The sequence below is a fragment of the Ornithinibacillus liuyingii genome, from assembly GCF_055550225.1.
Genome location: NZ_JBPWOS010000011.1, coordinates 69,724 through 94,203, shown reverse-complemented (window position 1 = coordinate 94,203; position 24,480 = coordinate 69,724). Strand labels below are relative to the sequence as shown.

The window sequence follows — 24,480 nt, the reverse complement described above, 5'->3', positions numbered from 1 at the left end:
TCCTTTACCTTTTATTAACCATATATGAATTTTTTCTGCGATTATAATAAAAAATACCAATGCCTAGAAGAATTAGAATAATAGCAATTGGAAGTATGTTCCACATGTGTTTATGAATGAAAACAAATACAACATTCCAATTACTCCCTAATTGGTTACCTAACACGATAAACGTAGTTACCCAAATAACGGCTCCACTATAAGCAAACAGAGCGAAACGTCTAAATGGAAAGTTGGAGATTCCACCGATATATGCTGCTACATGTCTTACTCCCGGAACGAAATAGCAGATTACTAGGACAAACGATCCAAACCGATTAAATAATCTATTCGTTCGATTAATCATCTTTTCATTGATAAAGAATTTCGAGCCAAATTTTCTTAGGAAGGGTTCTCCCAATTTAATACCAAGGAAATAACTGATGGTAATACCGCATACTGCCCCGGAGAGCGCTGCTATATATGTTAGTACATAGTCCATATTCCCTAATGAGATAACGTATCCAAGATAGGTTAGCAACACCTCATCTGGTACAGGTAGCCCAATAATTCCTAAGGTTAATAGAATGAATATGGCTATGTAGCCATATTGATTAATGAAATCAAGCCAATTTTCCATAAGTATCCCGCTTTCTTTTCTCTCTCTAAAGCATCAAAATTTAAGGTTTATGTATTAATTATACTATATTGGTCAAGTTTATATAAGATGAGTCGATGAATTTATAAAATTTTGTACGGCAGGAATGTCTTGTACGCAATTTAGAATGTAACTTTTAGGAACGGTTTAAAATGGAATTGTACTTAGTGTGAGGCGTATAGAAGATATCCATACTAGTAGAAAAGGAGGGCATAACAGTGAAAAAAAGAAAGAAAAGTCCAGAGCTGGAGACTTTTACATTACTAAATCCTAATTTCTTGTTATCGGTAGAGGAAAACCACGTGGAAACAAATCAAGAAAAAATATTCTCAGATGGAAATATTTCTGAAAATCTTCTAAATGAGGAATAAAAAGTGGCTAATATTTTATTTTGTTGAAACTTGTCGCTGGTATGTTTCAATTTATAAAAAAATCTGTTAAATTAAATGTAGCCTCACCCTTTCATCTAAATATGAAAGGATGATTAAATAATGAATATGGAAGAATTGTATTCCCCATTACATGAAATTACTCCATTAACCTTAGCAGTTGTTGCTAAACAGGATGAAGCTGGAAATGTTCGTACCTATGTTCTTGAGGAAGAAACGGAATATACGGTGGAACAATCTCCAAGTAAGCTTATCGATTATGCTTGCAGATTCTTTGGCTCAAGTCTCAAAGGCAGACAGGATGGAACTAGAGATATTTGTGGTATAACACATAAAGCGCCAATTTCAATCGATCCTTCTAGCGGCATGTACTTCTTTCCTACGACATCACCCACCAATGCAAAATGCTCGTGGATTGCCCATTCGCATATTGATCATGTAACACGTACAAGGGATAAAACTGATATCGTGTTTAAAAATGGAAAAAAACTGAGTCTTGATGCGTCTTATGGCTCCGTCATGAATCAAATTCATCGTACGGCACAATTTCGGTATCAATTAGACAACCGAATCAAGCATTTGCAGCTGCATAAGACTGGCCCTCGGCCAAAGCCTTCAACATAATGTCCTGTACAATTTCCTCAACTTTTTTTCGTATAGCCGGGTTAAAGTAATTTCGTTTTTCCTCTTTTCCTCTACATAAAAAGAGGTAGGAAGAAAAAGAGTCATTTTTATTAATTAGCATTACTTGGAGCTTTTTCGCTTCCATTTTTCTCCGTAATTGTCTACGTTCGTCAAGTGCATTTGCATTCATCTTTTCTAAGAGCTGTATATATGGTTCTTTTATTTTGAAGGCCCCCTTTTGGATGTGCTGAATATCCTGCTGAATTACGACAATTGCCATCGAAAGAAAAAGAAAGCGTGAAGCGATTTTTAATTCTTCATCTGTTAGATAGCGCATAAATCCCCCTCCAAACAAGAACATTTGTTCTTATTATACGCCAATGTATTTAAAAAATACACTATAAAGGTTAAAAAATTAATTGGTAAATATCGGGAAGGGTGAGGCTATACTTATAATGGCGTTAGTTAGAAAGAATATATCTTTCGTTAAGCTTTTCATAAAATGAAATTTACATTACAATAAAGTTGTACATTTAGGCTTTGGATAGGGAGTCTTACTAGATGAATTTATACAGTATCATAACAGACTGGAAAATCGCTTTACAAAATGACGAATTAGATCAATATATAATGGAACTGCTTCGAAGTTATGAAAGCTTGGGCCCATTACCGGGAATATTGCTTCCATTTATCGAAGCATTTCTTCCTTTCTTACCTCTAGTAGTTTTTGTAATGGCAAACGCTGCTGCCTATGGATTACTGGAAGGATTTCTTTTATCCTGGGCAGGATCTAGTTTAGGTTCGATTATGTTATTTTTAATCATACGGAAACTCGGTGATAAGAAAATCTTTGTCTCAGTACGTAAAAATAAACAAGTCCAAAAGGTAACAAGCTGGTTAGAGAGACACGGATTTGGACCATTGTTCCTACTAATGTGCTTCCCATTTTCACCATCGTCCGTAATCAATGTTGTTGCAGGGTTATCTAATATTAATGTGTACCAATTTATATTAGCGGTATTACTTGGTAAATCTGTCATGATATTCTCTATTTCCTATATTGGTTCAAGTATCGTGTCATTTGCCCAAAACCCAATAAAAACCATCATTGTAGGTGCTTGTATTGTTTTATTCTGGATTGTTGGGAAGCTTATTGAGAAGAAGCTACATCAAAAATCGAAGCAAAAAGAGGTACCAGATTCGGAAGAAGTTAAATAGCAATAAAAAAACAAAACTTCTGTATGGAATAATATAAACAGGAGTTTTTTTCATTAGATGTTAAAGGGGGTATTATTTGTGGGACTACGCTTTATATTAGGGAGATCAGGCACAAACAAAAGTGAGATAGCATTTGAGGAAATAAAAGAAAAATCGACCGCTAATCCACAAGGTCCGCCAATATTTTATATTGTTCCGGATCAAATGACCTTTGAGCAGGAATATGCATTATTCCGAGATGAATCGTTTCAAGGTAGTGCACGTACACAGGTTACAAGCTTTTCTCGATTAGCGTGGCTAATCCTGCAGGAAACAGGGGGAGCAACAAGACAATTTATTAGTTCTGTTGGAATACAGATGATGCTCCGTAAAATTATAGAAGAAAAAGAAGGGGAATGGAACGTATTCCAAAAAGCGGTTGAGAAACAAGGATTTTTAACCCAATTGGAAAAAATGATTACTGAATTTAAACGTTACGAAATTACACCAGATACATTATTAGCACATAAATATCAAATAAATCAGTATGCTCATAAAGAACCAGGGGAAAGAGCATTGGTAAATAAGCTAGATGATTTGCATTATATTTATAAAGAATTAGGACAGGCTTTAGCCAATGACTATATTGATAGTGAGGATCAATTAACATTACTGGCGGAAAAAATCCAAGAAGCAAAGAGTTTAGAAGGAGCGGAGATTTATTTTGAAGGGTTTCACCGTTTTACCCCGAAAGAACTAGTCGTCGTAGAGGCACTTTTAACGAAATGCGAACGGATAACCGTTACATTGACTGTTGATGATGCAGAGAATCCTAATTTATCTGATATGGATTTGTTTTATCAAACGAAAGAAACTTATCAAGTTTTAAAACAGATGGCGGAAACGAATCAAATTAAGGTTGAAAATAGTATAATTCTAAATCCGATAGATGGTATTTTTTATGACAAGCCTTATTTCGCACACTTGGAGGCAAACTTTGATGTTCGACCTGCACCAAAGTATGATGGGAAGGCACCGATTCAAATTGCTGAAGCGGTGCATCCACGTGCTGAAATAGAAGGGGTAGCACAGGAAATATTGCGATTAGTACGTGAGAAAAATTATCGATATCGTGATATAGCGGTGTTGATCCGCCAAACTGAAACATACCAGGATATTATTGGAACGATTTTTGAAGACTATAATATTCCAGTATTTATTGATGAAAAGCGAAGCATGCTAAATCATGCTTTAATTGAGTTTATTCGTTCTGCACTAGAAGTGGTCGATGCTAATTGGCGTTATGATGCTGTGTTTCGCATGCTGAAAACGGGATTTATACCAGCATCAGATGAGGAATATCCATTAACCAATGATGCGATTGATGAATTAGAGAATTATGTTATTGAATATGGTATCCGGTCGAGAAAGCAGTGGTTAAGTGAAAAGGATTGGATTTTCCAACGATTCCGTGGATTTAATCGTGTCGCTCAAACAGATGCAGAAATAGAAATGCAAACACGAATTAATCATTATCGAAATCAAGTTGTTCGGGCCCTAGGAGCATTTGATGAGCAAATTCGTAGTGCAACTACGATTCGGGAGCTTTGTTTTATTACCTTTACACTACTAGAAAAAATCGGTGCAACTCAAGCGTTAGAGGAAATGCGTCATATTTATGATGAAAATGGTCAGCTATCCAAAGGTCGTGAACAAGAACAGGTGTGGGACGCCTTGATTCATTTGTTTGATGAAATGGTAGAAATGGCCGGAGATGAGGAGATGACTTTACCGGTATTTCGGACAACTTTGGATGCAGGATTTGAAACGTTGAAATTTTCCCATGTACCACCAAGCATAGATCATGTAATAGTAGGGACCATTGACCGCTCTCGTATCAGTGGTATAAAGTGTTCATTCCTAGTAGGAGTTAATGATGGCGTTTGGCCACTCAAACCACCAGCTGATGGCATGATAAGTGAAAGTGAGCGAGAATTATTAGCCATTAATGGTATGAAATTAGCGGATACAAGTAAAAGGCAGCTTTTAGATGATTGGTTTTATATGTATCTAGCATTTACAGCTGCTTCAGATTATTTGTGGATAAGCTATCCATTAAGTGACGAACAAGGTAAAACAAAGATGCCATCCCAGCTGATTAAGCGAATAGAGAGTATGTTCCCAGCGTGTAAGGAGCATATTCTACTACAAGATCCTGATGAATTGTTGGAAGCAGATCGTTTTATTACAACCCCTGTTAAAACAAGGTCCGCACTTACGGCTCAGCTGGCAAGAAGTAGAAAAGGTTACCCAATTCAACCAGTATGGTGGCATGTCTTAAATTGGTATATGACGAATCATAAAAAATACGATACTACTTATAGAGTTTTACAAAGCTTATACTATGAAAATACGCCAACAGATATGGAAGAAGAGACAGTAAAACAGCTCTATCCGAAGCAATTAACAGCAAGTGTATCCAGGTTAGAAACGTATTTTAATTGCTCTTATAAGCATTTTGCTCAATATAGCCTCGGCTTGAATGAACGGAAAACCTATAAATTGGATGCGCCAGATATAGGGAACCTATTCCATGAAGCGCTGAAGATTATTACGGAGTGGATTACAGAAGAAGGCAGAGACTTTGCTCATCTAACTAAAAAGGAAGCTAATGCTTATGCAGAACGAGCAGTAAACAGTCTAGCACCAATATTACAGCATCAAATTTTACACAGTACGAATCGATATCAATATATCCAACGTAAACTTCAACAGACGATTGCTCGAGCAGCATACGTGCTTAGTGAGCAAGCAAGATTAAGTAAGTTTTCACCTGTAGGGTTAGAACTAGGTTTTGGATCAAAAGGGGACAAGCTTAATCCAGTATCCTTACGATTACCAAATGGATATGAAATTAAATTGCGAGGACGTATTGACCGAGTAGATAAGGCGATAGATCAAGAAGATTTATATTTGAGAATTATAGATTATAAATCAAGCAGTCGTGGGCTTGATATGGTCGATGTATATTATGGAATTGCTCTGCAGATGCTGACCTATTTAGATGTTGTATTATCTCAGTCGGAACAATGGCTAGGGAAAAAAGCGACACCTGCTGGGGTATTGTATTTCCATGTTCACAATCCTATGATATCTGGTAATACAAGGATGTCTGATGAGGATTTGGAAGAGGAGATTTTTAAACGATACAAAATGAAGGGACTACTCATTAATAATGACCGTGTAGTGCAAATGATGGATACCTCCATGGAATCTGGTAGTGATATTATTCCAGCTAAACTAAAGAAAGATGGAAGCTTTACGGCAAATTCTAAAGTAGCAGGTCAGGAAACTTTTTCTACTCTGCAGGAACATATTCATCGATTAATGTATAAAGCTGGAATTGATATTACCGGAGGGGCTGTCCACTTAAACCCATATCAACGTAAGCAAAAGGTTGCTTGTACGTATTGTCCTTTCTTATCGGTTTGTCAATTTGATGCTTCATTAGAAACGAATAACTTTAGAGGATTATCTGAAATGAAAGAAGATGAGGTATTAGAAAAACTTAGAAGTGAGGAGGGGGAGATCAATGGTTAGATGGACAAAGGAACAAGAGGCAGCGATCTATACAGAGGGGAATGATGTATTAGTTGCAGCAGCTGCTGGATCTGGAAAAACAGCTGTTCTTGTTGAACGGATCATTCAAAAGTTATTGAAAAAGGAAAATCCAGTTGATATTGATTCCCTTCTTGTTGTAACTTTTACGAATGCTGCTGCCCAAGAGATGCGAAATAGAGTTGGACTTGCACTAGAGAATGCGTTGGAACAGGATCCATCTTCGAATCATTTGAAAAAGCAGTTGTCATTATTACAACGTGCATCCATTTCAACACTACACTCTTTTTGCTTAGATATTGTAAAGCAGTATGCGTATTTAATTGATATCGATCCTAGTTTCCGAATTGCTAATGATATGGAAGCTGATTTAATGCAACAAGATGTTCTGGAGGACTTATTTGAGGATTGGTATGGTAGAGAAGGTGTAGACCAAGAGAAGTTCTTCCAGGTAGTCGAACGGTTTTCTGGGGATCGTAATGATGTCGATGTAGAAAAATTAGTACTAGCACTATATAACTTTGCTATACAAAATCCTTGGCCAGAAGCTTGGTTAGATAATCTGGCGGCAGTGTATGAAGTTCCGGAAGATTGGGCTGAGGATGATCTGCCTTGGCTTGAGATTATAAAGCGAGAAATTCGTGATAAGTTTAGTGGAATGGAACAGGAAATGAATCATGCCCTGAAGCTTACGAGAAAAAGCGATGGGCCTTATCATTACGAGGAAACGATTCTTGCTGATCTTGACATGCTTCAGCATGCTGTAGCTCGGATAGACAACTGGGATGAATTGCATGCGTATATGCAAGAGAAGCGCTTCGATGGGTTAAAAGCGAATCGAAGTAAGGATTTTAATGAAGATCTTAAAAATAGTGTTCAAAAGTTACGGAATAGTTATAAAAAACAATGGGAAAAGATGAAAGCTAGTTGGTTTAGTAGAAATCTTACCTCCCATGTAGACGACATGCGTGACTTAGCACCTGTGATCCGAGCTTTGACAGATATCGTGAAGGATTTTATAAATCGATTTGCTGTAGCGAAGCGCGAGAAGGCGGTTGTGGATTTTTCTGATTTAGAGCATTTATGCTTACAACTACTAATGGATGAGTCTTCTACGATGGAAGAGCCCAAGCCATCAAATGTAGCTGTGAACTTACAGAAGCAATTCAGTGAGCTTTTAGTAGATGAATATCAGGATACCAACCTAGTACAAGAGACCATTCTAACGTTAATCAGTGACCAAGTTGGTCCGGGTAATATGTTTATGGTAGGAGATGTAAAACAAAGTATCTACCGATTTAGACATGCGGAGCCATCCCTTTTCATTGAAAAATATAAACGATTCGCTAATGCAGATGACCCTGCTACAAGAATTGATTTAGCTAGTAATTTTAGAAGTCGAGAGCTTGTTTTAATTGGAGCGAATTATATTTTTAGACAAATTCTTGATGAACAGCTTGGTGAAATCAATTATGATGAGGATGCGGAATTAATCTATGCCAATAAAATGTACGATTCTCTACCGATAAGTGAGCCTAATCCGGAACTAATTATCATCGATCGTCAACAACCTGAAGACAAAAAGGTGACAGAAGATGAGGGAGAAGTAGGGGATGAAAACTATCTAGATCTTGAGTATGCACAACTAGAGGCCAGAGCGTACGCAATGAAAATTAAACAATGGATAGGAACAGAAGACAAAGCACCACTACAAGTGGTAGACAAGACGAGTGAAACACTACGAGATGTTCAATATCGGGATATCGTGATTTTACTCCGCTCCATGACTTGGGCACCAACTATTGTGGATGAATTGAAAAAGCAAGGAATTCCTGTTTATGCGGAGCTATCAACGGGATACTTTGAGGCTATAGAAGTGAAAATTATGTTGAATCTGTTAAAGGTGATTGATAATCCAAGACAGGATATTCCACTTGCGTCGGTGTTGAAATCACCAATACTGGGATTAAATGAGGATGAACTTGCTAAAGTTCGTTTAGCCGACCCACGTAATACGTATTTTGAAGCTGTAGAAAACTATCGTAAGAACCATAATGATGTGATTTCGTCTAAATTGAATCGTTTCATGGAGCTGCTGGAGCGATTCCGACTTGAAGCAAGGCAAGGAGCCTTGTCAGAATTAATATGGCAAATTTATCGGGAAACAGGCTTTTTCGATTTTGTTGGTGGAATGCCAGGTGGTCGACAACGCCAAGCTAACTTAAGAGCATTGTATGACAGGGCAAGGGGCTATGAAACTACGTCATTCCGCGGACTATTCCGATTTCTTCGTTTTATCGAAAGAATGGAAGAAAAAGGGGATGACCTAGGTGCTGCTAGAGCGTTAAGTGAGCAAGAAGATGTCGTTCGGATCATGACCATTCATAAAAGTAAAGGGCTGGAGTTCCCAGTCGTGATTGTGGGAGCAATGGATAAGCAATTTAATATGATGGATTTACGTCAGAATTATTTACTCCATAAAGATTTAGGGTTTGCAACGAAATATATTGACCCGGTGAAGCGGATTACGTACCCAACGCTGTTTTATCATGCTATTAAGGAAGAGAAAAGAAGAGAGCTGTTAGCGGAAGAAATGCGTGTGCTTTATGTGGCCTTAACACGAGCAAGAGAAAAGCTTGTCATGGTTGGAAATGTTGCTTCATTGGAAAAGAAACAGGAGAAATGGGAGTCTGTTATCGAGCATTCGGAATGGATATTACCAGCGCATTTTCGGATTGGTTCTCTCTCCTACTTAGACTGGGTAGGACCAGCATTAACCCGCCACCATCAAACAGAGGCATTGCGTACAGAAGAAATCCAGGATGTTATATTGGAAGAAATTCGAGTAGATCCTTCTGCATGGGACATTACCATTATTCATGGTAGTGAATTAACTAATTTAGATGAGGAATCACTGGAGGAAGATTTACAGCTTAAAGAAAAAATAAAAACATGGCAATCAATAGATATCGTTGAACCAGACTTAGACCGTTTCGTAGTGGAGCGCCTTTCTTACCGATACCCTTATGAGGAAGCAGCCTATTCACGAGCGAAGCAAAGTGTTACAGAAATTAAGCGGCAACGAGAAATAAAAGATGAATTTAGTGCAACACAGCTAGTAAAACCGTTTAAAACGCCAATCACTAAAAAGCCAATTTTTATGCAAAAGGAAAAAAAACTTTCAGCGGCAGAGAAGGGAACGGTTATGCATACGGTCATGCAACACCTTCCTATGTATAAAAAAATGAGCAAAACGGAAATAAACGAATATGTCGAAGGATTAGTTATTCGAGAGATTTTACGAAGAGAAGAAGCGGATTCTGTTGATATTGATGCAGTAGAGAGATTCTTTGACACGGAGATTGCTCACCTCATGATGGAAGCAGATAAGATTTATCGTGAGGTTCCATTTACGATTACACTTCCAGCCAAAGAAGTTTATGCAAACTGGGAGAGTAATACGAATGAGCAAGTCCTTGTTCAAGGTGTATTTGATGCGGTTGTTCCTACAGAAGGTGGTTGGATTATTTTAGATTATAAGACAGACCATATAACGGAAGAGGTTAATGAGGAGCTGATTTCAAGACTTATAAGTCGTTATAAAATTCAGCTCACATTATATCGACATGCGTTAGAAACGATTTGGAGAGCACCAGTACAAGAAACCTATCTCTACTTCTTCTCTAAGCAACTATTAGTAAAAGTACCTAAATAAAGACTCATGTCGCTAAGGGAGTAACATCATCTTGGCGACACGAGCTTTTTTTACAAGTAGAAAAAGTTACCCCAGCAAGCTGACCATGACTTAGGCATTGGCTGTTAGGTTTTGGTCATTTATATCTGGATCAAAGTGATTGGTCAGGTTTCCTCCAGTATTTGTGTTAATAAAGTCTCCAGTGTTGAGAGAGCCAGCACCAGTCACCGTTTTAGACGAGCTCTTTGGTGAAAGATAAAAAGAATCACCAAAATTGACAACGCCACCCCCAACACTATTAATTTTAACTGGTCCGACGATTGATGGCATGCAAAACACCTACTAAAATAAGAGTTTACTTTACAGTATGTTGCTTTCTAGGAACCTGTGTGTAAGTTTAGTACTTTTTTAATCTTTTAGTTTACGAATATGTTTAATTCTAGCCTCTGCATTAATATGCTGTAATCCTCCAATATGCACAGAAGAAGACTCACTCACCCCGGTAATTGAAACGCCACCTACATTAATCTGTCCATTCCGATGATAACGATGCATCGCAACAGGTAATTCTTCTTCTATCCAACTAGCTTCTCGTTGGAAAAGTGAAAAGTCTTCAAAGTCTAAGTCATAATCATCATTCCAAACAGTACCTTCACGTTGTACGGCAATACCATTGAAAGTTGGATTAAAGTGTACGGTATCCCCAATATTGAAGATAGAACTAAACGCAATAGAATTAACCGCTGTATTTAAAACCTGAACATATCGATGTTGCATATTCTCACCTCAAACAGGAGATAGTGGAACAATCGTACCAACGATATAAGATTCTGGCGGCGTATCATAAAAGGAAGCCAATTTAATTGTTTCATTATCACCGATTAAAAATACAGAGGAAGAAGCAACGGCTTCAATCGCAACATCTCCTACTGTTAATCCCCAATTATGCACTTCTATATTCATGTAGCCTCTCCTTCTTCACTATCAGTCGTTTCCATAAAGCGTTGTAATGAATGGTAGATTTCTTTTTTTATGTGATCCACGATAAAACTTTCCAATTCTGGTCTGTTGGTGAATTGATGTTTTTCTCTCGCTTCTTTTTCATAGAAGGCAATTCGGTTCGGAATTTGACCTAAAATATCATGAATCATGTCACCTTCTAATTTCTTATCAATCGGTTTATTATATTTTTGGGACAGGCTACGAATCATTTCTGGCCCTTGTTGATTCACAAAATTATTCAAGGTAGGAATAAGGTTTTGGTTTAGTGTTGATGGTGGATATTGCTGAACATTGGACATTTGCATAGTTGGAATCCCTAAGTCATCTATGTTAGCTAATTCATTCGGGGAAAGCCCAATGTGCAGTGTTCCGTCTAATCGTTCTATTTTAAGCTGATCAAAATGGTACTCTATTTTATCAACAGTTGGCTTAGAATTTTCTTGAATTTGCTTTTCTAAAATAGCTATTCTTTCTTCAAGTAATCTAATTTGTTCACTTTGTTTGGATGTAGCTTGCTGTATTTCATAGATGTATTTATTCCAATCATACATATTCATAGTCATTCCCCTTACCTGACAAACTATCTAAGGCTGTTGTTTATTCTCGTTTTAGGCTAATACCTATGAATATCCTATGCGGTAAGTGGAATTATGTGATAGGATTCAGTGGGCTAAGTTGCACTAGTGGACTAATCTGATCCTGTGCTTCCGCTTCTTCAGCGAATTCAGTAAATCCCCCTGTATTATATAACTCTGATTTCGCTTGTATTGCCCCGGTACTACCTATTTGTAATACGGAGGAGTTTGTAATCGAACCGACTTTTAATAGATTAATATGAATCGATTGATGAACGGTAATGTTCATGGATATTCACTCCAGTATGTTAAGCTGTTGGCTGATCAATAAAATCTTTATCATAAACATAGGTGTTGGATTGGCTTAAATTAATTCGTAATCCATCTCCAGTATTAAAAGATCCTCCACCAGCATAAGTCTTCGCGCTACTTACCGGATTCATCGCATACACGTCCCCAATGTTAAAAATACTAGATGACGATACATTGTTTACTTTTACTGCACCTACTTTTGCTGGCATATGAATCCTCCTCTTAGATAGTTTATGTAAAGGAACGGAATTGTTGAAAGTGGGGATTGTCTTAATTTATAGGTTGTGGCAGTGTAGAGTAGAGAGTGTGAGAATGGACTGAAACCAACGGGACATCTCAATTTGTAGTGTAATAACAATTATTACACGTAAAACGAGATGGAGCTTTAGGCACAAATGGATAAGGTAAAAGAAAAACCGAATGAGTAGCACAAACTTGAAGGTCCCCGATTTTACCGGAGCTAGTATCGTGCATCATTCGGTTATATGTCTAATATTTAGTTATATCTTGGTGCACGAAATGATTATCCTTTTAATACTTCCTTAATATGTTCAAGCGCCCAATCCAAATCCTTTTTTTCAATAACAAGTGGTGGTGCAAATCGAATTACATTTTCATGTGTTTCCTTACATAGTAAACCTTTAGCTTTTAATGCTTCACAATATGGACGTGCAGATTCAGTTAGCTCAACACCAATGAACAGTCCTTTTCCGCGTACTTCTTTTATTTTTGGATTGTCGATGGAACGTAATTCCTGCATCATATATTCTCCAAGTTCTAAAGAACGCTCTGCTAACCTCTCGTCCTCTAGCACTTCAAGAGAAGCTAAAGATACGGCACAAGCTAATGGATTACCACCAAATGTGGAACCGTGTGAGCCTGGATTAAATACGCCTAAGATGTCACTATTAGCAACAACACATGAAATCGGCATGACGCCTCCACCTAATGCTTTCCCTAGGATAAGCATATCAGGTTCAACCTCTTCCCAATCACATGCGAACATTTTACCTGTACGTGCTAAGCCAGCTTGGATTTCGTCGGCAATGTATAGAACATTATTTTCTTTACATACTTCATATGCTTCCTTTAAGAATCCTTCTGGTGGGATAACAATTCCCGCTTCGCCTTGGATAGGCTCAAAGAGAAAACCAGCTGTGTTTTCATTAATGGCGGCCTTAAGAGCGTCAATGTCTCCATAAGGAATTAATTTAATACCAGGTAGCATTGGCCCAAAACCACGCTTATATTCTGCTTCAGATGATAAGGAAACAGCAAGCATGGTACGTCCATGGAAGTTACCTTCACATGCGATGATTTCAGCCTTGTTTTCTTCAACACCTTTTACTTCATATGCCCAGCGACGTGCAGCTTTCACAGCTGTTTCAACTGCTTCTGCTCCAGTATTCATCGGAAGTGCCATGTCCTTATTGGTTAGCTTGCAAATTTTTTCATACCATGGACCAAGCTGATCATTGTGGAATGCTCGAGAGGTAAGGGTTACTCTTCCAGCTTGCTCTACTAAAGCATCAATAATCTTAGGGTGGCGGTGCCCCTGGTTAACAGCAGAATATGCACTTAGCATATCCATATAACGATTTCCTTCAGGGTCCTCAACCCATACTCCTTCTGCTTTCGCAACAACCACTGGTAGTGGATGATAGTTCTTAGCGCCATATGTTTCGGTTTGGTTAATAATTAATTCACTCGTTTTCGTCATAAAAAATCGCCTCCTATATTAGCAATGTACCATAATTTAACAAGTTTATAAAATTATATCTTCAAGTATAAATATACAATAAAATGAATGATTATATCTACTATTTCTTTTAATAACTTTATAAAAAATATTTCATATAAGCTGAACTTCTTTATATGGTGTGATAAGATATAATTGCGATAGATTTGTTTAAAAATTAGGAGGATAAGAATGAATACACATTTACATGTTACGGCTTGGGTAGTGGCATTCATACTGTTAATTGTAGCAATTGTGTTACATAAAAAAGGAAATGAGAAAGCAGCTAAAATTGTACACATGATTCTTCGTTTAGACTATCTAGTCATTCTTTATTCTGGTGGTGACTTACTCATGAATTACCTTAATGGTAGTCCATTGATGGCTGAAGCAATTGTAAAAGGAATTGCTGGTATCGGGGTAATAGCAGGGATGGAGATGACATTAGGTAAGATTAAAGATGGCGACTCTGCTAAAGTTGGCTGGATTGTACTGCTAGTATCATTTCTAATAACATTAGTCCTAGGATTTTTCCGTTTACCAGGTGGATTTCATTAAAACGGAAAGAGATGTCTCAGGAGATAATGAATCTTCTAAGACATCTTTTTTTGGCAGGTAGAGGTTGAGGGGCATAACGAAAAGAATTAAATGCAAAACTGAATGATATACAATACTAGCTCCGGAAATATACGTAGACTCCTGCGGGAGGATAGGGCAAGGTTGAGACCTTGGATGCACCTGTGTCTACTAGCAAAGCTACGAAGCGGGCTTCCTCGGTGCAAGGCAGCAAGGAAGATTATCAAGTAGTAGCCTGGCTAAGGCAGCCGCCCGGCGGTAAAGAAGACACTGCGAGGTCTTTTCGAGCAGATGTCGCACTTATGCTGTGATAAAGTGCAAGGTAGACACTGCGATGGTCTTTTCGAGCAGATGTCGCCCCTGTACTGGAAGCAACCGCAAGTATATTTCCGGAGCAGGGTCTTTGCTCATCAACCAGTTTTTCCTTTCAAATAGATTCTTTTGTCCCAGGCTCCATCAGCATAAGAAAGCTAACACATTCGTTTAAGAGTGAGCGAATGTGTTAGTTTTTCTAATGTTTTTTACAACTTAATAGACTATGTTGAATATATAGTGAACTAGGTAATAATGGATTAGAGAGAAATAATGCTGGAGGAATATAATATGAAAAAAATAGCAAGTATGCTTATAGCAATACTGGTATTGTTCCATACATATCCAGCTATAAGCTTTGCGGAAGAGAATAGCATCCAGGAAGAAATCATTTATGATATTTTAGTAGACCGATTTAATAATGGGAGTCAAGCATTTAGTGACCAAGTACGAATTGACGATCCATTAGCATATCACGGTGGAGATATTAAAGGAATCATGATGAAACTAGATGATATAAAGAAAATTGGTTTCACAGCTATCTCACTATCGCCTATTATGGCGAACGCCAAAGATGGCTATCATGGTTATTGGATTGAAGATTTCTATTCCGTAGAACCGCAATTTGGCACAATGGAAGAATTCCAGTCCTTCGTACAAGAGGCACATAATCGTGACATTAAAGTAATGCTAGAATTAGTGATAAATTATGTTGCAAATAGTCACCCAATAGTCACTGATTCAGACAAACAGGATTGGATTGTACAACAAGCGGATATAGATACGAGTAAGGAACCTTGGTTAGAAAATATTACTGTTTTAAATCAAGCTAATCCAGAAGTACAAGCTATGCTAATTGATGTAGCGAAGTACTGGATGAATGAGGGGAATGTAGATGGGTTTATTTTACATGCTGCAGACCAAGCATCTCCAGAATTTCTTGAAACATTGACAAGGGAAATAAAAGCAGAAAGCCCTAATGTATACATTATTGCAAATGTACTTGGGGAGGAAGTTTCTGAAGAACTCATGAATATTCAAACGATAGATGCAGTAGATAATCCAGAACTATCACAAACAATTGCGGATGTGTTTTCCCATGAGGATAATCCTGTAGAACAAATTTATACGAAATGGGAAGAATTAGGAATTAAGAACAGTCTTCATTATGTAGATAATAAAACACTAAACCGCTTTACCCAGGTTGCTGCTGAAAATAAACGAAATGATATCAATACATGGAAGCTTGTACTTGTTTCATTATTGACTACTCCTGGCGTGCCTATACTATTCCAAGGTTCTGAAGTGCCGATGTATGGTGCGGGGATAGAACAAATCCATAGTTTAGTAAACTTTAATAGTGGAGAACCAGATCTTGAAGAAGTTTATACGAAGGCGCTAGCATTACGAAATTCATTCCCTGCTCTACAGTATGGAGATTTTGAATTGGTTGGTTCGAATGAAGGAATGAGTGTTATGAAGCGCACGTATCAAGATGAAATCATGTATATTGCAATTAACAATGATAGTGTCTCTAGAGCGGTATCCATTACAGATCTTGCTCCTGATTTACAGTTAAGGGGTCTTCTAGGTGATAACCTTGTAAGAGAAATACATGATGGAGAATATAAGCTAGGCTTAGCAAGAGAGACGGCTGATGTCTTTATTGTAGAAGAAAATACAGGTATAAATTGGGGATTTGTTGCTCCTATGATTATCATTCTATTATCATTTGTCTCTGCGGTAATTTATTTAACTAGGAAGCAAAGAAAGCGCGAAGCAACAGAATAAGGTTCAATGAATAGTATTAGGCGGCTAGTCTAATGCTATTTTTTATTGTTATAATTCCGAATATTGACTACAATGGAAGGTAACTATGGTATGGGTAGTTCTACGGGCACAATGGGGAGAACGAGAAAGGGGAATTGGAAATGTACGAGTTAAAGACGAAACAAAATGATGATAGTGTGATAGAATTTATCGAAACGGTTGACAGTCCGAGGAAAAAAGAGGATGCCTATCAATTACTCGATATCTTTACATAGGTAACGGGATATCCAGCTAAAATGTGGGGACCGAGTATTATCGGTTTTGGGTCGTATCATTATAAATATGATTCGGGTCATGAAGGCGATGCACCACTAGTTGGCTTTTCGCCACGTAAAGCGAAAATTAGTCTGTACTTTGCAACAGGAGATCCTAAACGAGAAGAACTGCTCTCCAAATTTGGAAAGCATACTTCAGGTAAAGCATGTGTTTATATTAACAAGCTTGCTGATATCGATGTAGAGGTGCTAAAAGAACTGATTAAACAGTCTATGACATTTTTAAGAGAAATCTATCCAGACGTGAGTAACTAAAAGAGAGGTCTAAGGAATGTTTCTATGATTGGGGGGAGAACAATTTGATTAGATTAATCCTAATGACTATAGTATTTCTCCTATTATACGGTTGTTCTCCTGATATAGAAAAAGAGGAAGTAATGCTATCTTCTGGTGTTCAATATATTGGAGATAATGAATCGATGGTACAAGCATTCGAAAAGCTTCCAATCCATGTGAAGTATTCCTTTGTGATTGATAACTCATTAGAAGATTATAAGCTTGTCATCATTGAGCCTCATTATATAAAACATATAACAAAAGAAAAATTAATCGAGTCTATTCAGGATGGCTTTTTCATCTTTTTTATCAATCTAGATGATAGGAATTGGATACAAGAAGCATATTTCGATCAGATAGGTTATGCGGAGAAGAAGTTTGATAAGGTATGGACAGAGCATATATACCTTCATAATGGTCAACTCCAGTCTGTTACTTTAAGTACTAATCCTGATATAGAGAACCAGCTAATAAAATGGCTTCAATACTTTGATCGGTATAAAGAAGAAAGCTTATAAGTGGGGATCGTAATGATACAGAGGAAGAAGAATGGTTTTCGATTTCTTGATTTTTTAATATTGGAAGAAAAAGATATGAGTAGCTTTGAGATGCTAGCAGGATCCTATGCTATTTTACCATGCGAAGATAAGTTTTTGCTTTGTTTTAATAAATGGCGAAATCAGTGGGAAATTCCAGCCGGAAGTCGAGAGGGGCAGGAAAGTGCTAAGCAATGTGCAATCCGTGAACTTTATGAGGAAACTGGTCAGCAAATTAGCGATATGACATTTCAAGGACTCCTTAAGTCACAGAATATCGATGAAGGTACATTCAAATATAATCCAGTTTATTTCGCTTATGTAGATAGGATAGGGGATTTTGTGGAAAATGAAGAAACATCAGGCATTATACTATGGGATATGGTGAAGGAAATTGGCACTATTGATGAGGTAGATACTAGATTACTTGATTATCTCTTTAAAAATAAGGGGGGAAGCTCCATTGAAAGAGAATGTATTCAATAGTAAAACCATTATACCATTGGATGAATTAAAGCTTGTTGGTTATAGGGTTTTATGTCCAGGTGATCAGTATAGTGTGGAAATTCCAAAAGCAACAAGACGGTTGGAGCAAGAGAGAGGGAAAATAAGGCATTTAAAAAATCCAGCTATAGAAATAGGAGCATTCGTAGTGGATAGCGATACGGATGAGGAGGACGGTTATTGGATTTGTATGGAAGTAGAGGCGTTTGAAGATATACCTGAAGGGATGGTGACGTTAACCATTCCCGCTCAAAGCTATGCTGTTTGGGAACACCGAGGACCTACCACGGGAATTATGAAGTCATATGAAGAATTACATCAGTGGATAGATGAAAATCATTATAACCGACTAACCAGCAGTTGGCATCTTGAGATTTATTATCAATGGAGGGATTCCAATAATCTGAACGTTGCTCTGCTAGATACAGTTCAAGATAAGGAGAAGGGAGCTTAAAGGATGGAGGAGTGGAGAGGTTCGGCGGCTATTTGTATCAATAATAATAGGGAAGTGTTAATGGTTAGAGCAAAAGGGAGTAGCCAATGGGCAGTCCCTTCTGGTGGCATAGAGGAAGGAGAGACACCAGAGCATTGTTGTATACGGGAAGTGAAAGAGGAAACGGGCTACACTGTTACGATTAAAGAAGAAATTTATGTTAAAAAAGTTGTTAAGCAGGGTATTTCCGTTACGACACATTATTTTGTAGTGGATAGGATTAGTAACAGTAGTGGAATTAATGATCCTGACCAATTGATTGAGGAGATGGCATGGTTTTCATTAGAGGGTTTAGCGGGGATTGAGCATGCCTATCCTGAGGATGAAAAATTAATAGAAAAGTGCTTAAAAAGCCAGATGATAGATTAGTACTAACATCTGGCTTTTTTGTTTAATATTAGTAGCTGTATTCATGTGCGGAGGTGGCACCTTGCTGGTGTAAATAGTTGTATACATCACGATAAAATCGAATATCTATTTCTCCTGCAATATATTTCTTTTGATAGTAATCTAATATATCGTTCAATGTTTTAGGAGATTCTTTTCGTTCCATCTCATAGTCAGAAACTAATTCATTGATTAGCATATAATGCCCTCCTTATCAAAAAGTTGCTAGTACAACTGTATAACATGTATATGTTTCAGTGTGGGATATCATGATAAAAAGTTGCTAATTATTGGAGGGACTTACTTAAACGCTTTATGTGAAATGGTAAAAAATGAGGAGGAACGAGCGATGCTTCCTCCTACCAATCCTCAATATTCAAACGATAGCTCAGGTAATTCTATCGTTTTCAACATTTGCTTTTGCTTTAAATCATACACCTTCATTTGATCCCAAGATAAGGTGTAAAGGCTATCTTCTACCGAAACAATTCTTTTAATCTCAGAAGTCCATTCTGGGTAGTTGTTAAACGTTTCCTGGTGTGTAATCGTATCCAGTAGACGAATCCCATCTGGGGTAATTTCATATAGTAATGCCCCTTCGAAAATAACACTGTATTCCTCGTAGCTTATATCACCTTTATGGACCGTCTTTGTTTCGGATAGTGTTGCAGGAAAGCCATAAATATTTTCGGTTGGATGCTTATACAGTACTTTGTGATTATAGAGTAGTTCAGAATAGGAACCACCTTGACCAATTACTTCTGAGAATTTTTCCTTCGGGTTGGTTGGATCGGTCACATCAAAGACGGAAATCTTTAATCCATTTGTAAGAACGATTGGTTCGTTCATGCCGTCTTCTTTTTCGACTTTCGTATCTTGCCCAAATCCTATGACATGATTCTCATCGAGCGGATGCAAGTAGTTACTAAACCCAGGAATCTTTAATTCTCCGAGAACAGTTGGATTCGATGGATCTTGTAAATCGATGACAAACAGTGGATCTACTTCTTTAAATGTAACCATATAAGCTACTTCATCCATAAAGCGAACACTGTAAATCCGTTCGCCTTCTGCTAATCCCTCTAAAGCCCCAACAGGCTTTAAGTTTTCATCAAACGTATATAAATTGTTAGTAGATAACGATGCTTCATCCCAAGTATTCCCTTTAGTCGTCGCCACTCGGAATATTCCATTTCGTTCGTCCATTGCAAATTGGTTGATTAGTGTACCACTTACTATAGTTGATGCATGGTATGTCAACGTACCTTCCTCAATATGGAACTGTGAAATTTCAGTATCTGCTTCCCTTGGGAGCCATATCATCATGTCACTAGAGACAACTTCACTAGTATCGGTTCCATCGTTTTCGGTTTCTTCATTTTCCATTTCCTTATATTTATTAACCGCTATATAAAGATTGTTATGAGACATATAGATTTGCTGAGATGCACCAAGGTAGGTCTCCATATTTGCTTCCTTTTCCATATCGTTAAGGTCTATGGAAGTAAGAATTAGAAATTGTTCTTCCGTACTATCTGGAAAGAAATACATATCAGGAAAAGCAACAGGTTTGCTTTCGTCACCAACAGTAGAATCCTTTATAAATGGCCTTACATCTACATCCTCATTTGAACTTAAAATATGGTATGGAGGGTATTCGTTAGCAATTAAATATAAATAACCATCTAGAATTCTGGATGAACTATAATATCCTTCTTGACTCACTTCACGAATTTGTTTTGGATTTTTAGGATCTTTGACATCATAAATTAAGGTAGAAGTCTGGCTGAAGAAAATAGGCTCTACGATACCAACTTTATTTTTCGTTGAGTTTAATTCCTTATCTCGAAGTGGTTCTGATTTTTCTCCAATGACAATTAAAAGGTCATGATGTAGGTAAATTTCTTGTGGGTAATAATTCTCCACTTTTATTTGGCTTAATAATTGGCTGTTTTCCTTATCTGTTGATGTGATGAGAATATCTCCATCACGTACGAAGAAAAGAGAATTGCCATCAGTCTTTATGATGTCTCCTTCATCTACTCCTTCTACTTGAACATTTGTCGTAGAGCTTTCACCATCTCCCATATGTCCGCTACTTGCATCAGCAGCAATATCCGCAGATTCTTCCTGCATGGTAGAGAAGCTTTGGTTCCTTTCATTTTGTTGTGTCATTCGTTCTTTCAATAACGTGAGAAGTTGTTTTTGATCTTTAATGTTAGGTAACTGTGTTACTGCAGTGAAGGCATGTTGTAATGGCTTGGCGAGTTTATCACCGTCTGCGGTTTTGACATTACTAGTAATGGTAATATCATACGATTCATCAACAGTATAACCATTCTCAGGTGCGAAAAGTGTTAGTATCGTGTATGAATCATTCCACTCTAACTCGGTTGGAATTCGTTCACCTTGATTATTAGTAACGATTACCGTTTCTTCCGTAAAGGTCTTTGGATCCATCGATTCTGAAAAGTGTATGGTCCAATCTTTAAATGTTGGAACAAAACTAGATGCAGATGGTATCTCTGCTGTAATTTTGTTAGAGAATCCAAACACCACGAGTAACCAAACACCAATAATGGAAATGATACTGATTAGTACTATCTTTTTATACACATTCTCCACCTCATTCGTATAGGAAAAATGAACCTTTACGAATAAGACGTAGACAATTTCCATAATGTTTCAAGATCCCAATAAAATATCGTAATCGTAGCTTATACGAAGATTTGCTTGACTTGCTGATAGAGGGAAAGGTTACCACATCAAAGAAGCATGTGGAAAATAGTACTATTCCACATGCTTCCTGAATTTTTATTGGAATGATTTATTTAAGAAAAATAGTGCAAGTGTACCAGGACCAGAGTGAGCACCAATTGCAGATCCAACAAATTCGATAACAACTTCTTTAACACCAAATTTATCTTTAATCATTTTTGCAAGTGCCTCTGCCCGTTCTAGGTCATCACCATGACTAATACCAATAACTTGGTTTTCGAAATTACCACCACGTTCTTCCATCAATTCAACCATACGGCCAAGAAGTTTTTTCGTCCCACGCATCTTTTCGAGAGGGATTAATTTGCCGTCTTCCACATGTAGGATGGGCTTAATATTTAATAAGGTTCCAACAAAGGCTGCTGTTTTACTTACTCTTCCACCACGTTTTAAATATTCTAGGTCATCTACTGTGAAGATGTGTTCCATATGAAGTGCCCGTTTTTTCGCATCATCCATTATTTCTTCTTTACTTTTACCCTCTTTAGCTAATCGAGCCGCATTTAGCACGACTAAACCATAACCAATCGAAGCGCATTTTGTATCGATAATGGATATGTCTGCATCAGGATAGTCTTCTTTTACTTCCTGTTCCATCATTTTTGCTGTTTGATATGTACCGGAAAGCTCTGAAGAAAATGCCAAATAGATTAATGTTTGATTAGACTTGGCATATTCGGTGAAAATAGATTTAAAAGTCTGTGGTGAAACCTGGGAAGTCTTTGGGGATTTTCCTTCACGCATCGCATCAAAAACGTTCTTAGGTGTAATATCGATCCCGTCTTTATAATCCTTATCTTCTAAATGAACCGTTAAGGAGACCATTTCCATGCCATATTCAGTGAAGTAGTCTTTTGTAAGGTCACTAGCTGAATCAGCCATAATTGTAACATTAGTCATCACTATCACCCTCAATTCTTTACAAATATTATATTATGTTTAGTTTATAGCTATAATGTGATATAGTCAAAATTATTGTTAATAAAAGGAGACTGTTATGTTTTTAATAGAGGCGAAACGTATCTTAATTGTTATTATAGGTTCTTTACTGAATGCCTTATCTTTAAATTTATTTTTAGAAAGTGCTAATGTATATGCTAGCGGATTTACTGGTACTGCCCAGCTAATCTCCAGTGTATTTAATGATTTTATAGGAGTGAATGTATCAACAGGTATTCTGTTATTTCTACTTAACATACCTGTATTTATTCTAGGCTGGTTTAAAGTTGGAAAAGGATTTACAATCTATAGTATCGTTTCGGTAATCTTTTCTTCGATATTTCTACAATTCCTACCAATTGTTCAACTATCTAGTGATATTATTTTGAATGCCGTATTTGGTGGGCTAGTAGCAGGTATCGGTGTAGGAATTACCTTGAAAATTGGTGCATCTACAGGTGGAATGGACATTGTTGCCATGGTGTTATCTCGTATGAATGATAAACCGATTGGTGTTTATTTTATTTCCTTGAACGCTGTTATTATTGCACTTGCAGGATTTCTTTACGAACCAGAGAATGCATTATATACAATGGTTGCGCTTTATGTGACAACACGAGTAATTGATACGATACATACTCGTTATAACAAATTAACAGCAATGATTGTAACGAAAAAAGCGAAAGAATTACAAAAAGCAATTCATGACACGATGGTTCGGGGAATCACCATATTACCTGCAGTGGGAGCTTATACGAATCAAGATAAACATATGCTATACCTCGTTATTACACGATATGAATTATATGATTTAGAAAAAATTATTAAGGAAGTGGATCCAGAAGCGTTCACGAATATTGTCCAGACCGCTGGAATTTATGGATTCTTTCGAAAAGAGTAAGGGGGAATGATGTAAATGAAAAAAGCGTTTATGATTATAAGTACTGTTTTCATCCTTTCAGCATGTGGAAATCAACCTGATAAGGCTTCAGATCCAATCACAGAAACTACCCATGATGTATATGCCAATTTTCAAAACGTGGATATTCAACTTGAAAATAATCAAGCAATCATTACCGGAAACGTGAACGCATCCAATGATGAATTTTATTTTCAAGTGGAACAAGAGGATCACATTTTAAAAGAGGAAGAGAAAGTTACAGTTGATGGTGAGTGGAGCGATTTCAGCTTCCGTATAGACATTACGGACGAAATGAAAGAGCTAGATGAGGTGGTCATCGTAAAGATGTACACGAAAGGGGAAGACGGTAAAATAATTAATCCAAACTATATTCCGTTAGATTTGAAAGAGGTATAAAAAACAACATAATTCCTAGCTAGCACTTAAGTTGTTGCCAAAAGAATAGGGCTACTTATATAGAAAAAACTAGAATTCATCACACAATGGAATTCTAGTTTTTTCTTACATGTATTAATAACCATGCTTCTCAAAAACTTCTTTCACTTTCGGGGTAACCTCGTCCCATTCCGCATCGAAGCTTTTGTTAACGGTAATGAAATTTTGATAACCGAATACGTTATCTACACCTTCAAGTTTCAATAAATCATTCATAATTTCATGTTCACTTGTATCACCTGGCATAACGGAAATACTGTTTGTCCCTTCAAAGATGAGCTTATCTGTTGTAAACTTTATTGCATTTGGATTTGGTGTTGATTCAGCTCTTACTCCCATTTGTTCTACCTCCACATGAATCCTTTTAAATCTATATTAGCAGAAAAGTGGGGAAGAAAAAAGGAAAATAAGGAAAAGAGGCTGAGACAAAA

26 protein-coding genes and 1 pseudogene are annotated in these 24,480 nt (G+C 37.2%); 14 read left to right on the top strand and 13 right to left on the bottom strand.

All coding sequences use genetic code 11. The annotated features are described in order from the left end of the window. Nucleotides 1-4: 4 nt before the first annotated feature. A complete protein-coding gene (locus ACSKT4_RS15350) occupies nt 5-619 on the bottom strand; it encodes a DedA family protein (protein ID WP_186869352.1) in 615 nt (204 codons plus the stop codon). A gap of 236 nt (nt 620-855) precedes the next feature. Here ACSKT4_RS15350 and ACSKT4_RS15345 point away from each other — a divergent pair, with 236 nt between their 5' ends. After that, complete coding sequence (locus tag ACSKT4_RS15345) at nt 856-1,008, top strand: hypothetical protein (RefSeq protein ID WP_186869353.1); 153 nt, start codon at nt 856-858, stop codon at nt 1,006-1,008. A gap of 120 nt (nt 1,009-1,128) precedes the next feature. Then, complete coding sequence (locus ACSKT4_RS15340; protein WP_246521448.1) at nt 1,129-1,650, top strand: competence protein ComK; 522 nt, start codon at nt 1,129-1,131, stop codon at nt 1,648-1,650. Here the strand turns inward: ACSKT4_RS15340 and ACSKT4_RS15335 are convergent. Further along, nucleotides 1,598-1,987, bottom strand: a complete 390-nt coding sequence (locus tag ACSKT4_RS15335; protein WP_186869354.1) for a YhjD family protein — start codon at nt 1,985-1,987, stop codon at nt 1,598-1,600. The genes ACSKT4_RS15340 and ACSKT4_RS15335 overlap by 53 nt on opposite strands. A gap of 224 nt (nt 1,988-2,211) precedes the next feature. On the opposite strand from ACSKT4_RS15335, the gene ACSKT4_RS15330 reads away from it, so the two are divergent. The 3 genes from ACSKT4_RS15330 to addA all read left to right on the top strand — a co-directional run bounded on the left by ACSKT4_RS15330 (nt 2,212) and on the right by addA (nt 10,180). Beyond that, the gene (locus tag ACSKT4_RS15330; protein ID WP_186869355.1) at nt 2,212-2,868 is read left to right on the top strand and encodes a TVP38/TMEM64 family protein; all 657 of its coding nucleotides are present in this window, start codon (nt 2,212-2,214) and stop codon (nt 2,866-2,868) included. A gap of 78 nt (nt 2,869-2,946) precedes the next feature. Continuing rightward, the gene (addB, locus tag ACSKT4_RS15325; protein ID WP_186869356.1) at nt 2,947-6,447 is read left to right on the top strand and encodes a helicase-exonuclease AddAB subunit AddB; all 3,501 of its coding nucleotides are present in this window, start codon (nt 2,947-2,949) and stop codon (nt 6,445-6,447) included. Further along, on the top strand, nt 6,440-10,180 hold the full coding sequence (gene addA, locus ACSKT4_RS15320; protein WP_186869357.1) for a helicase-exonuclease AddAB subunit AddA: 3,741 nt from the start codon (nt 6,440-6,442) through the stop codon (nt 10,178-10,180). Before addB ends, addA begins: the two co-directional genes overlap by 8 nt. Nucleotides 10,181-10,270: 90 nt before the next feature. On the opposite strand, the gene ACSKT4_RS15315 is transcribed toward addA, so the two are convergent. The 7 genes from ACSKT4_RS15315 to ACSKT4_RS15285 all read right to left on the bottom strand — a co-directional run bounded on the left by ACSKT4_RS15315 (nt 10,271) and on the right by ACSKT4_RS15285 (nt 13,768). Continuing rightward, nucleotides 10,271-10,489, bottom strand: coding sequence for a spore germination protein (locus tag ACSKT4_RS15315; protein ID WP_186869358.1), 219 nt, complete (start codon nt 10,487-10,489; stop codon nt 10,271-10,273). A 78-nt stretch (nt 10,490-10,567) separates the two neighbouring features. Further along, complete coding sequence (locus ACSKT4_RS15310; protein ID WP_186869359.1) at nt 10,568-10,936, bottom strand: spore germination protein GerPE; 369 nt, start codon at nt 10,934-10,936, stop codon at nt 10,568-10,570. Nucleotides 10,937-10,945: 9 nt separating this feature from the next. Then, nucleotides 10,946-11,122, bottom strand: a complete 177-nt coding sequence (locus ACSKT4_RS15305; protein WP_186869360.1) for a spore gernimation protein GerPD — start codon at nt 11,120-11,122, stop codon at nt 10,946-10,948. Continuing rightward, nucleotides 11,119-11,718, bottom strand: coding sequence for a spore germination protein GerPC (gene gerPC, locus ACSKT4_RS15300; RefSeq protein ID WP_186869361.1), 600 nt, complete (start codon nt 11,716-11,718; stop codon nt 11,119-11,121). Before gerPC ends, ACSKT4_RS15305 begins: the two co-directional genes overlap by 4 nt. A gap of 91 nt (nt 11,719-11,809) precedes the next feature. After that, nucleotides 11,810-12,025, bottom strand: a complete 216-nt coding sequence (locus tag ACSKT4_RS15295; RefSeq protein WP_186869362.1) for a spore germination protein GerPB — start codon at nt 12,023-12,025, stop codon at nt 11,810-11,812. Between the two features lie 19 nt (nt 12,026-12,044). Continuing rightward, nucleotides 12,045-12,257, bottom strand: coding sequence for a spore germination protein (locus ACSKT4_RS15290; RefSeq protein ID WP_186869363.1), 213 nt, complete (start codon nt 12,255-12,257; stop codon nt 12,045-12,047). A gap of 314 nt (nt 12,258-12,571) precedes the next feature. Then, nucleotides 12,572-13,768, bottom strand: coding sequence for an ornithine--oxo-acid transaminase (locus ACSKT4_RS15285; protein WP_186869364.1), 1,197 nt, complete (start codon nt 13,766-13,768; stop codon nt 12,572-12,574). Nucleotides 13,769-13,978: 210 nt separating this feature from the next. On the opposite strand from ACSKT4_RS15285, the gene ACSKT4_RS15280 reads away from it, so the two are divergent. The 7 genes and pseudogenes from ACSKT4_RS15280 to ACSKT4_RS15250 all read left to right on the top strand — a co-directional run bounded on the left by ACSKT4_RS15280 (nt 13,979) and on the right by ACSKT4_RS15250 (nt 18,957). After that, the gene (locus ACSKT4_RS15280; RefSeq protein WP_186869365.1) at nt 13,979-14,344 is read left to right on the top strand and encodes a YisL family protein; all 366 of its coding nucleotides are present in this window, start codon (nt 13,979-13,981) and stop codon (nt 14,342-14,344) included. 621 nt (nt 14,345-14,965) lie between these two features. Further along, nucleotides 14,966-16,465 (top strand): alpha-amylase family glycosyl hydrolase, encoded by a 1,500-nt coding sequence (locus ACSKT4_RS15275; RefSeq protein WP_186869366.1) that lies wholly within the window; start codon nt 14,966-14,968, stop codon nt 16,463-16,465. A 140-nt stretch (nt 16,466-16,605) separates the two neighbouring features. Further along, nucleotides 16,606-17,034: pseudogene (locus ACSKT4_RS15270) on the top strand (DUF1801 domain-containing protein). Nucleotides 17,035-17,096: 62 nt separating this feature from the next. Next, nucleotides 17,097-17,573 (top strand): hypothetical protein, encoded by a 477-nt coding sequence (locus ACSKT4_RS15265; protein ID WP_465823650.1) that lies wholly within the window; start codon nt 17,097-17,099, stop codon nt 17,571-17,573. Nucleotides 17,574-17,633: 60 nt separating this feature from the next. Beyond that, nucleotides 17,634-18,077, top strand: coding sequence for an NUDIX domain-containing protein (locus ACSKT4_RS15260; protein WP_465823649.1), 444 nt, complete (start codon nt 17,634-17,636; stop codon nt 18,075-18,077). Continuing rightward, entirely contained in the window at nt 18,055-18,549 is a 495-nt protein-coding gene (locus tag ACSKT4_RS15255) for a GyrI-like domain-containing protein (protein WP_186869369.1), read from the top strand. The genes ACSKT4_RS15260 and ACSKT4_RS15255 overlap by 23 nt, the downstream gene beginning before the upstream one ends. 3 nt (nt 18,550-18,552) lie before the next feature. Beyond that, on the top strand, nt 18,553-18,957 hold the full coding sequence (locus ACSKT4_RS15250) for an NUDIX hydrolase (protein WP_186869370.1): 405 nt from the start codon (nt 18,553-18,555) through the stop codon (nt 18,955-18,957). Between the two features lie 28 nt (nt 18,958-18,985). Here the strand turns inward: ACSKT4_RS15250 and yppF are convergent, their stop codons facing one another. The 3 genes from yppF to ACSKT4_RS15235 form a co-directional block, all read right to left on the bottom strand. Then, nucleotides 18,986-19,174 (bottom strand): YppF family protein, encoded by a 189-nt coding sequence (gene yppF / locus ACSKT4_RS15245; protein WP_186869371.1) that lies wholly within the window; start codon nt 19,172-19,174, stop codon nt 18,986-18,988. A gap of 170 nt (nt 19,175-19,344) precedes the next feature. Continuing rightward, on the bottom strand, nt 19,345-21,591 hold the full coding sequence (locus ACSKT4_RS15240; protein ID WP_186869372.1) for a beta-propeller domain-containing protein: 2,247 nt from the start codon (nt 21,589-21,591) through the stop codon (nt 19,345-19,347). A gap of 198 nt (nt 21,592-21,789) precedes the next feature. After that, nucleotides 21,790-22,653 (bottom strand): DegV family protein, encoded by an 864-nt coding sequence (locus tag ACSKT4_RS15235; protein ID WP_186869373.1) that lies wholly within the window; start codon nt 22,651-22,653, stop codon nt 21,790-21,792. 97 nt (nt 22,654-22,750) lie between these two features. Here ACSKT4_RS15235 and ACSKT4_RS15230 point away from each other — a divergent pair, with 97 nt between their 5' ends. After that, complete coding sequence (locus ACSKT4_RS15230; protein ID WP_186869374.1) at nt 22,751-23,593, top strand: YitT family protein; 843 nt, start codon at nt 22,751-22,753, stop codon at nt 23,591-23,593. A gap of 15 nt (nt 23,594-23,608) precedes the next feature. Then, the gene (locus ACSKT4_RS15225) at nt 23,609-24,010 is read left to right on the top strand and encodes a hypothetical protein (protein WP_186869375.1); all 402 of its coding nucleotides are present in this window, start codon (nt 23,609-23,611) and stop codon (nt 24,008-24,010) included. A gap of 114 nt (nt 24,011-24,124) precedes the next feature. Here the strand turns inward: ACSKT4_RS15225 and ACSKT4_RS15220 are convergent, their stop codons facing one another. Beyond that, nucleotides 24,125-24,388 carry a NifU N-terminal domain-containing protein gene (locus ACSKT4_RS15220; protein WP_186869376.1) on the bottom strand — a complete coding sequence of 88 codons (264 nt, stop codon included), beginning with the start codon at nt 24,386-24,388 and terminating at the stop codon, nt 24,125-24,127. Nucleotides 24,389-24,480: the final 92 nt, after the last annotated feature.

Excerpts from the sequence above, each read along its gene's own strand:
- ACSKT4_RS15350 (WP_186869352.1), bottom strand. The coding sequence starts at position 619 with ATGGAAAATTGGCTTGATTTCATTAATCAATATGGCTACATAGCCATA.
- ACSKT4_RS15340 (WP_246521448.1), top strand. The coding sequence starts at position 1,129 with ATGAATATGGAAGAATTGTATTCCCCATTACATGAAATTACTCCATTA.
- ACSKT4_RS15335 (WP_186869354.1), bottom strand. The coding sequence starts at position 1,987 with ATGCGCTATCTAACAGATGAAGAATTAAAAATCGCTTCACGCTTTCTT.
- ACSKT4_RS15330 (WP_186869355.1), top strand. The coding sequence starts at position 2,212 with ATGAATTTATACAGTATCATAACAGACTGGAAAATCGCTTTACAAAAT.
- addA (WP_186869357.1), top strand. The coding sequence starts at position 6,440 with ATGGTTAGATGGACAAAGGAACAAGAGGCAGCGATCTATACAGAGGGG.
- ACSKT4_RS15315 (WP_186869358.1), bottom strand. The coding sequence starts at position 10,489 with ATGCCATCAATCGTCGGACCAGTTAAAATTAATAGTGTTGGGGGTGGC.
- ACSKT4_RS15310 (WP_186869359.1), bottom strand. The coding sequence starts at position 10,936 with ATGCAACATCGATATGTTCAGGTTTTAAATACAGCGGTTAATTCTATT.
- ACSKT4_RS15305 (WP_186869360.1), bottom strand. The coding sequence starts at position 11,122 with ATGAATATAGAAGTGCATAATTGGGGATTAACAGTAGGAGATGTTGCG.
- gerPC (WP_186869361.1), bottom strand. The coding sequence starts at position 11,718 with ATGAATATGTATGATTGGAATAAATACATCTATGAAATACAGCAAGCT.
- ACSKT4_RS15295 (WP_186869362.1), bottom strand. The coding sequence starts at position 12,025 with ATGAACATTACCGTTCATCAATCGATTCATATTAATCTATTAAAAGTC.
- ACSKT4_RS15290 (WP_186869363.1), bottom strand. The coding sequence starts at position 12,257 with ATGCCAGCAAAAGTAGGTGCAGTAAAAGTAAACAATGTATCGTCATCT.
- ACSKT4_RS15285 (WP_186869364.1), bottom strand. The coding sequence starts at position 13,768 with ATGACGAAAACGAGTGAATTAATTATTAACCAAACCGAAACATATGGC.
- ACSKT4_RS15280 (WP_186869365.1), top strand. The coding sequence starts at position 13,979 with ATGAATACACATTTACATGTTACGGCTTGGGTAGTGGCATTCATACTG.
- ACSKT4_RS15275 (WP_186869366.1), top strand. The coding sequence starts at position 14,966 with ATGAAAAAAATAGCAAGTATGCTTATAGCAATACTGGTATTGTTCCAT.
- ACSKT4_RS15265 (WP_465823650.1), top strand. The coding sequence starts at position 17,097 with ATGACTATAGTATTTCTCCTATTATACGGTTGTTCTCCTGATATAGAA.
- ACSKT4_RS15250 (WP_186869370.1), top strand. The coding sequence starts at position 18,553 with ATGGAGGAGTGGAGAGGTTCGGCGGCTATTTGTATCAATAATAATAGG.
- yppF (WP_186869371.1), bottom strand. The coding sequence starts at position 19,174 with ATGCTAATCAATGAATTAGTTTCTGACTATGAGATGGAACGAAAAGAA.
- ACSKT4_RS15235 (WP_186869373.1), bottom strand. The coding sequence starts at position 22,653 with ATGACTAATGTTACAATTATGGCTGATTCAGCTAGTGACCTTACAAAA.
- ACSKT4_RS15230 (WP_186869374.1), top strand. The coding sequence starts at position 22,751 with ATGTTTTTAATAGAGGCGAAACGTATCTTAATTGTTATTATAGGTTCT.
- ACSKT4_RS15225 (WP_186869375.1), top strand. The coding sequence starts at position 23,609 with ATGAAAAAAGCGTTTATGATTATAAGTACTGTTTTCATCCTTTCAGCA.
- ACSKT4_RS15220 (WP_186869376.1), bottom strand. The coding sequence starts at position 24,388 with ATGGGAGTAAGAGCTGAATCAACACCAAATCCAAATGCAATAAAGTTT.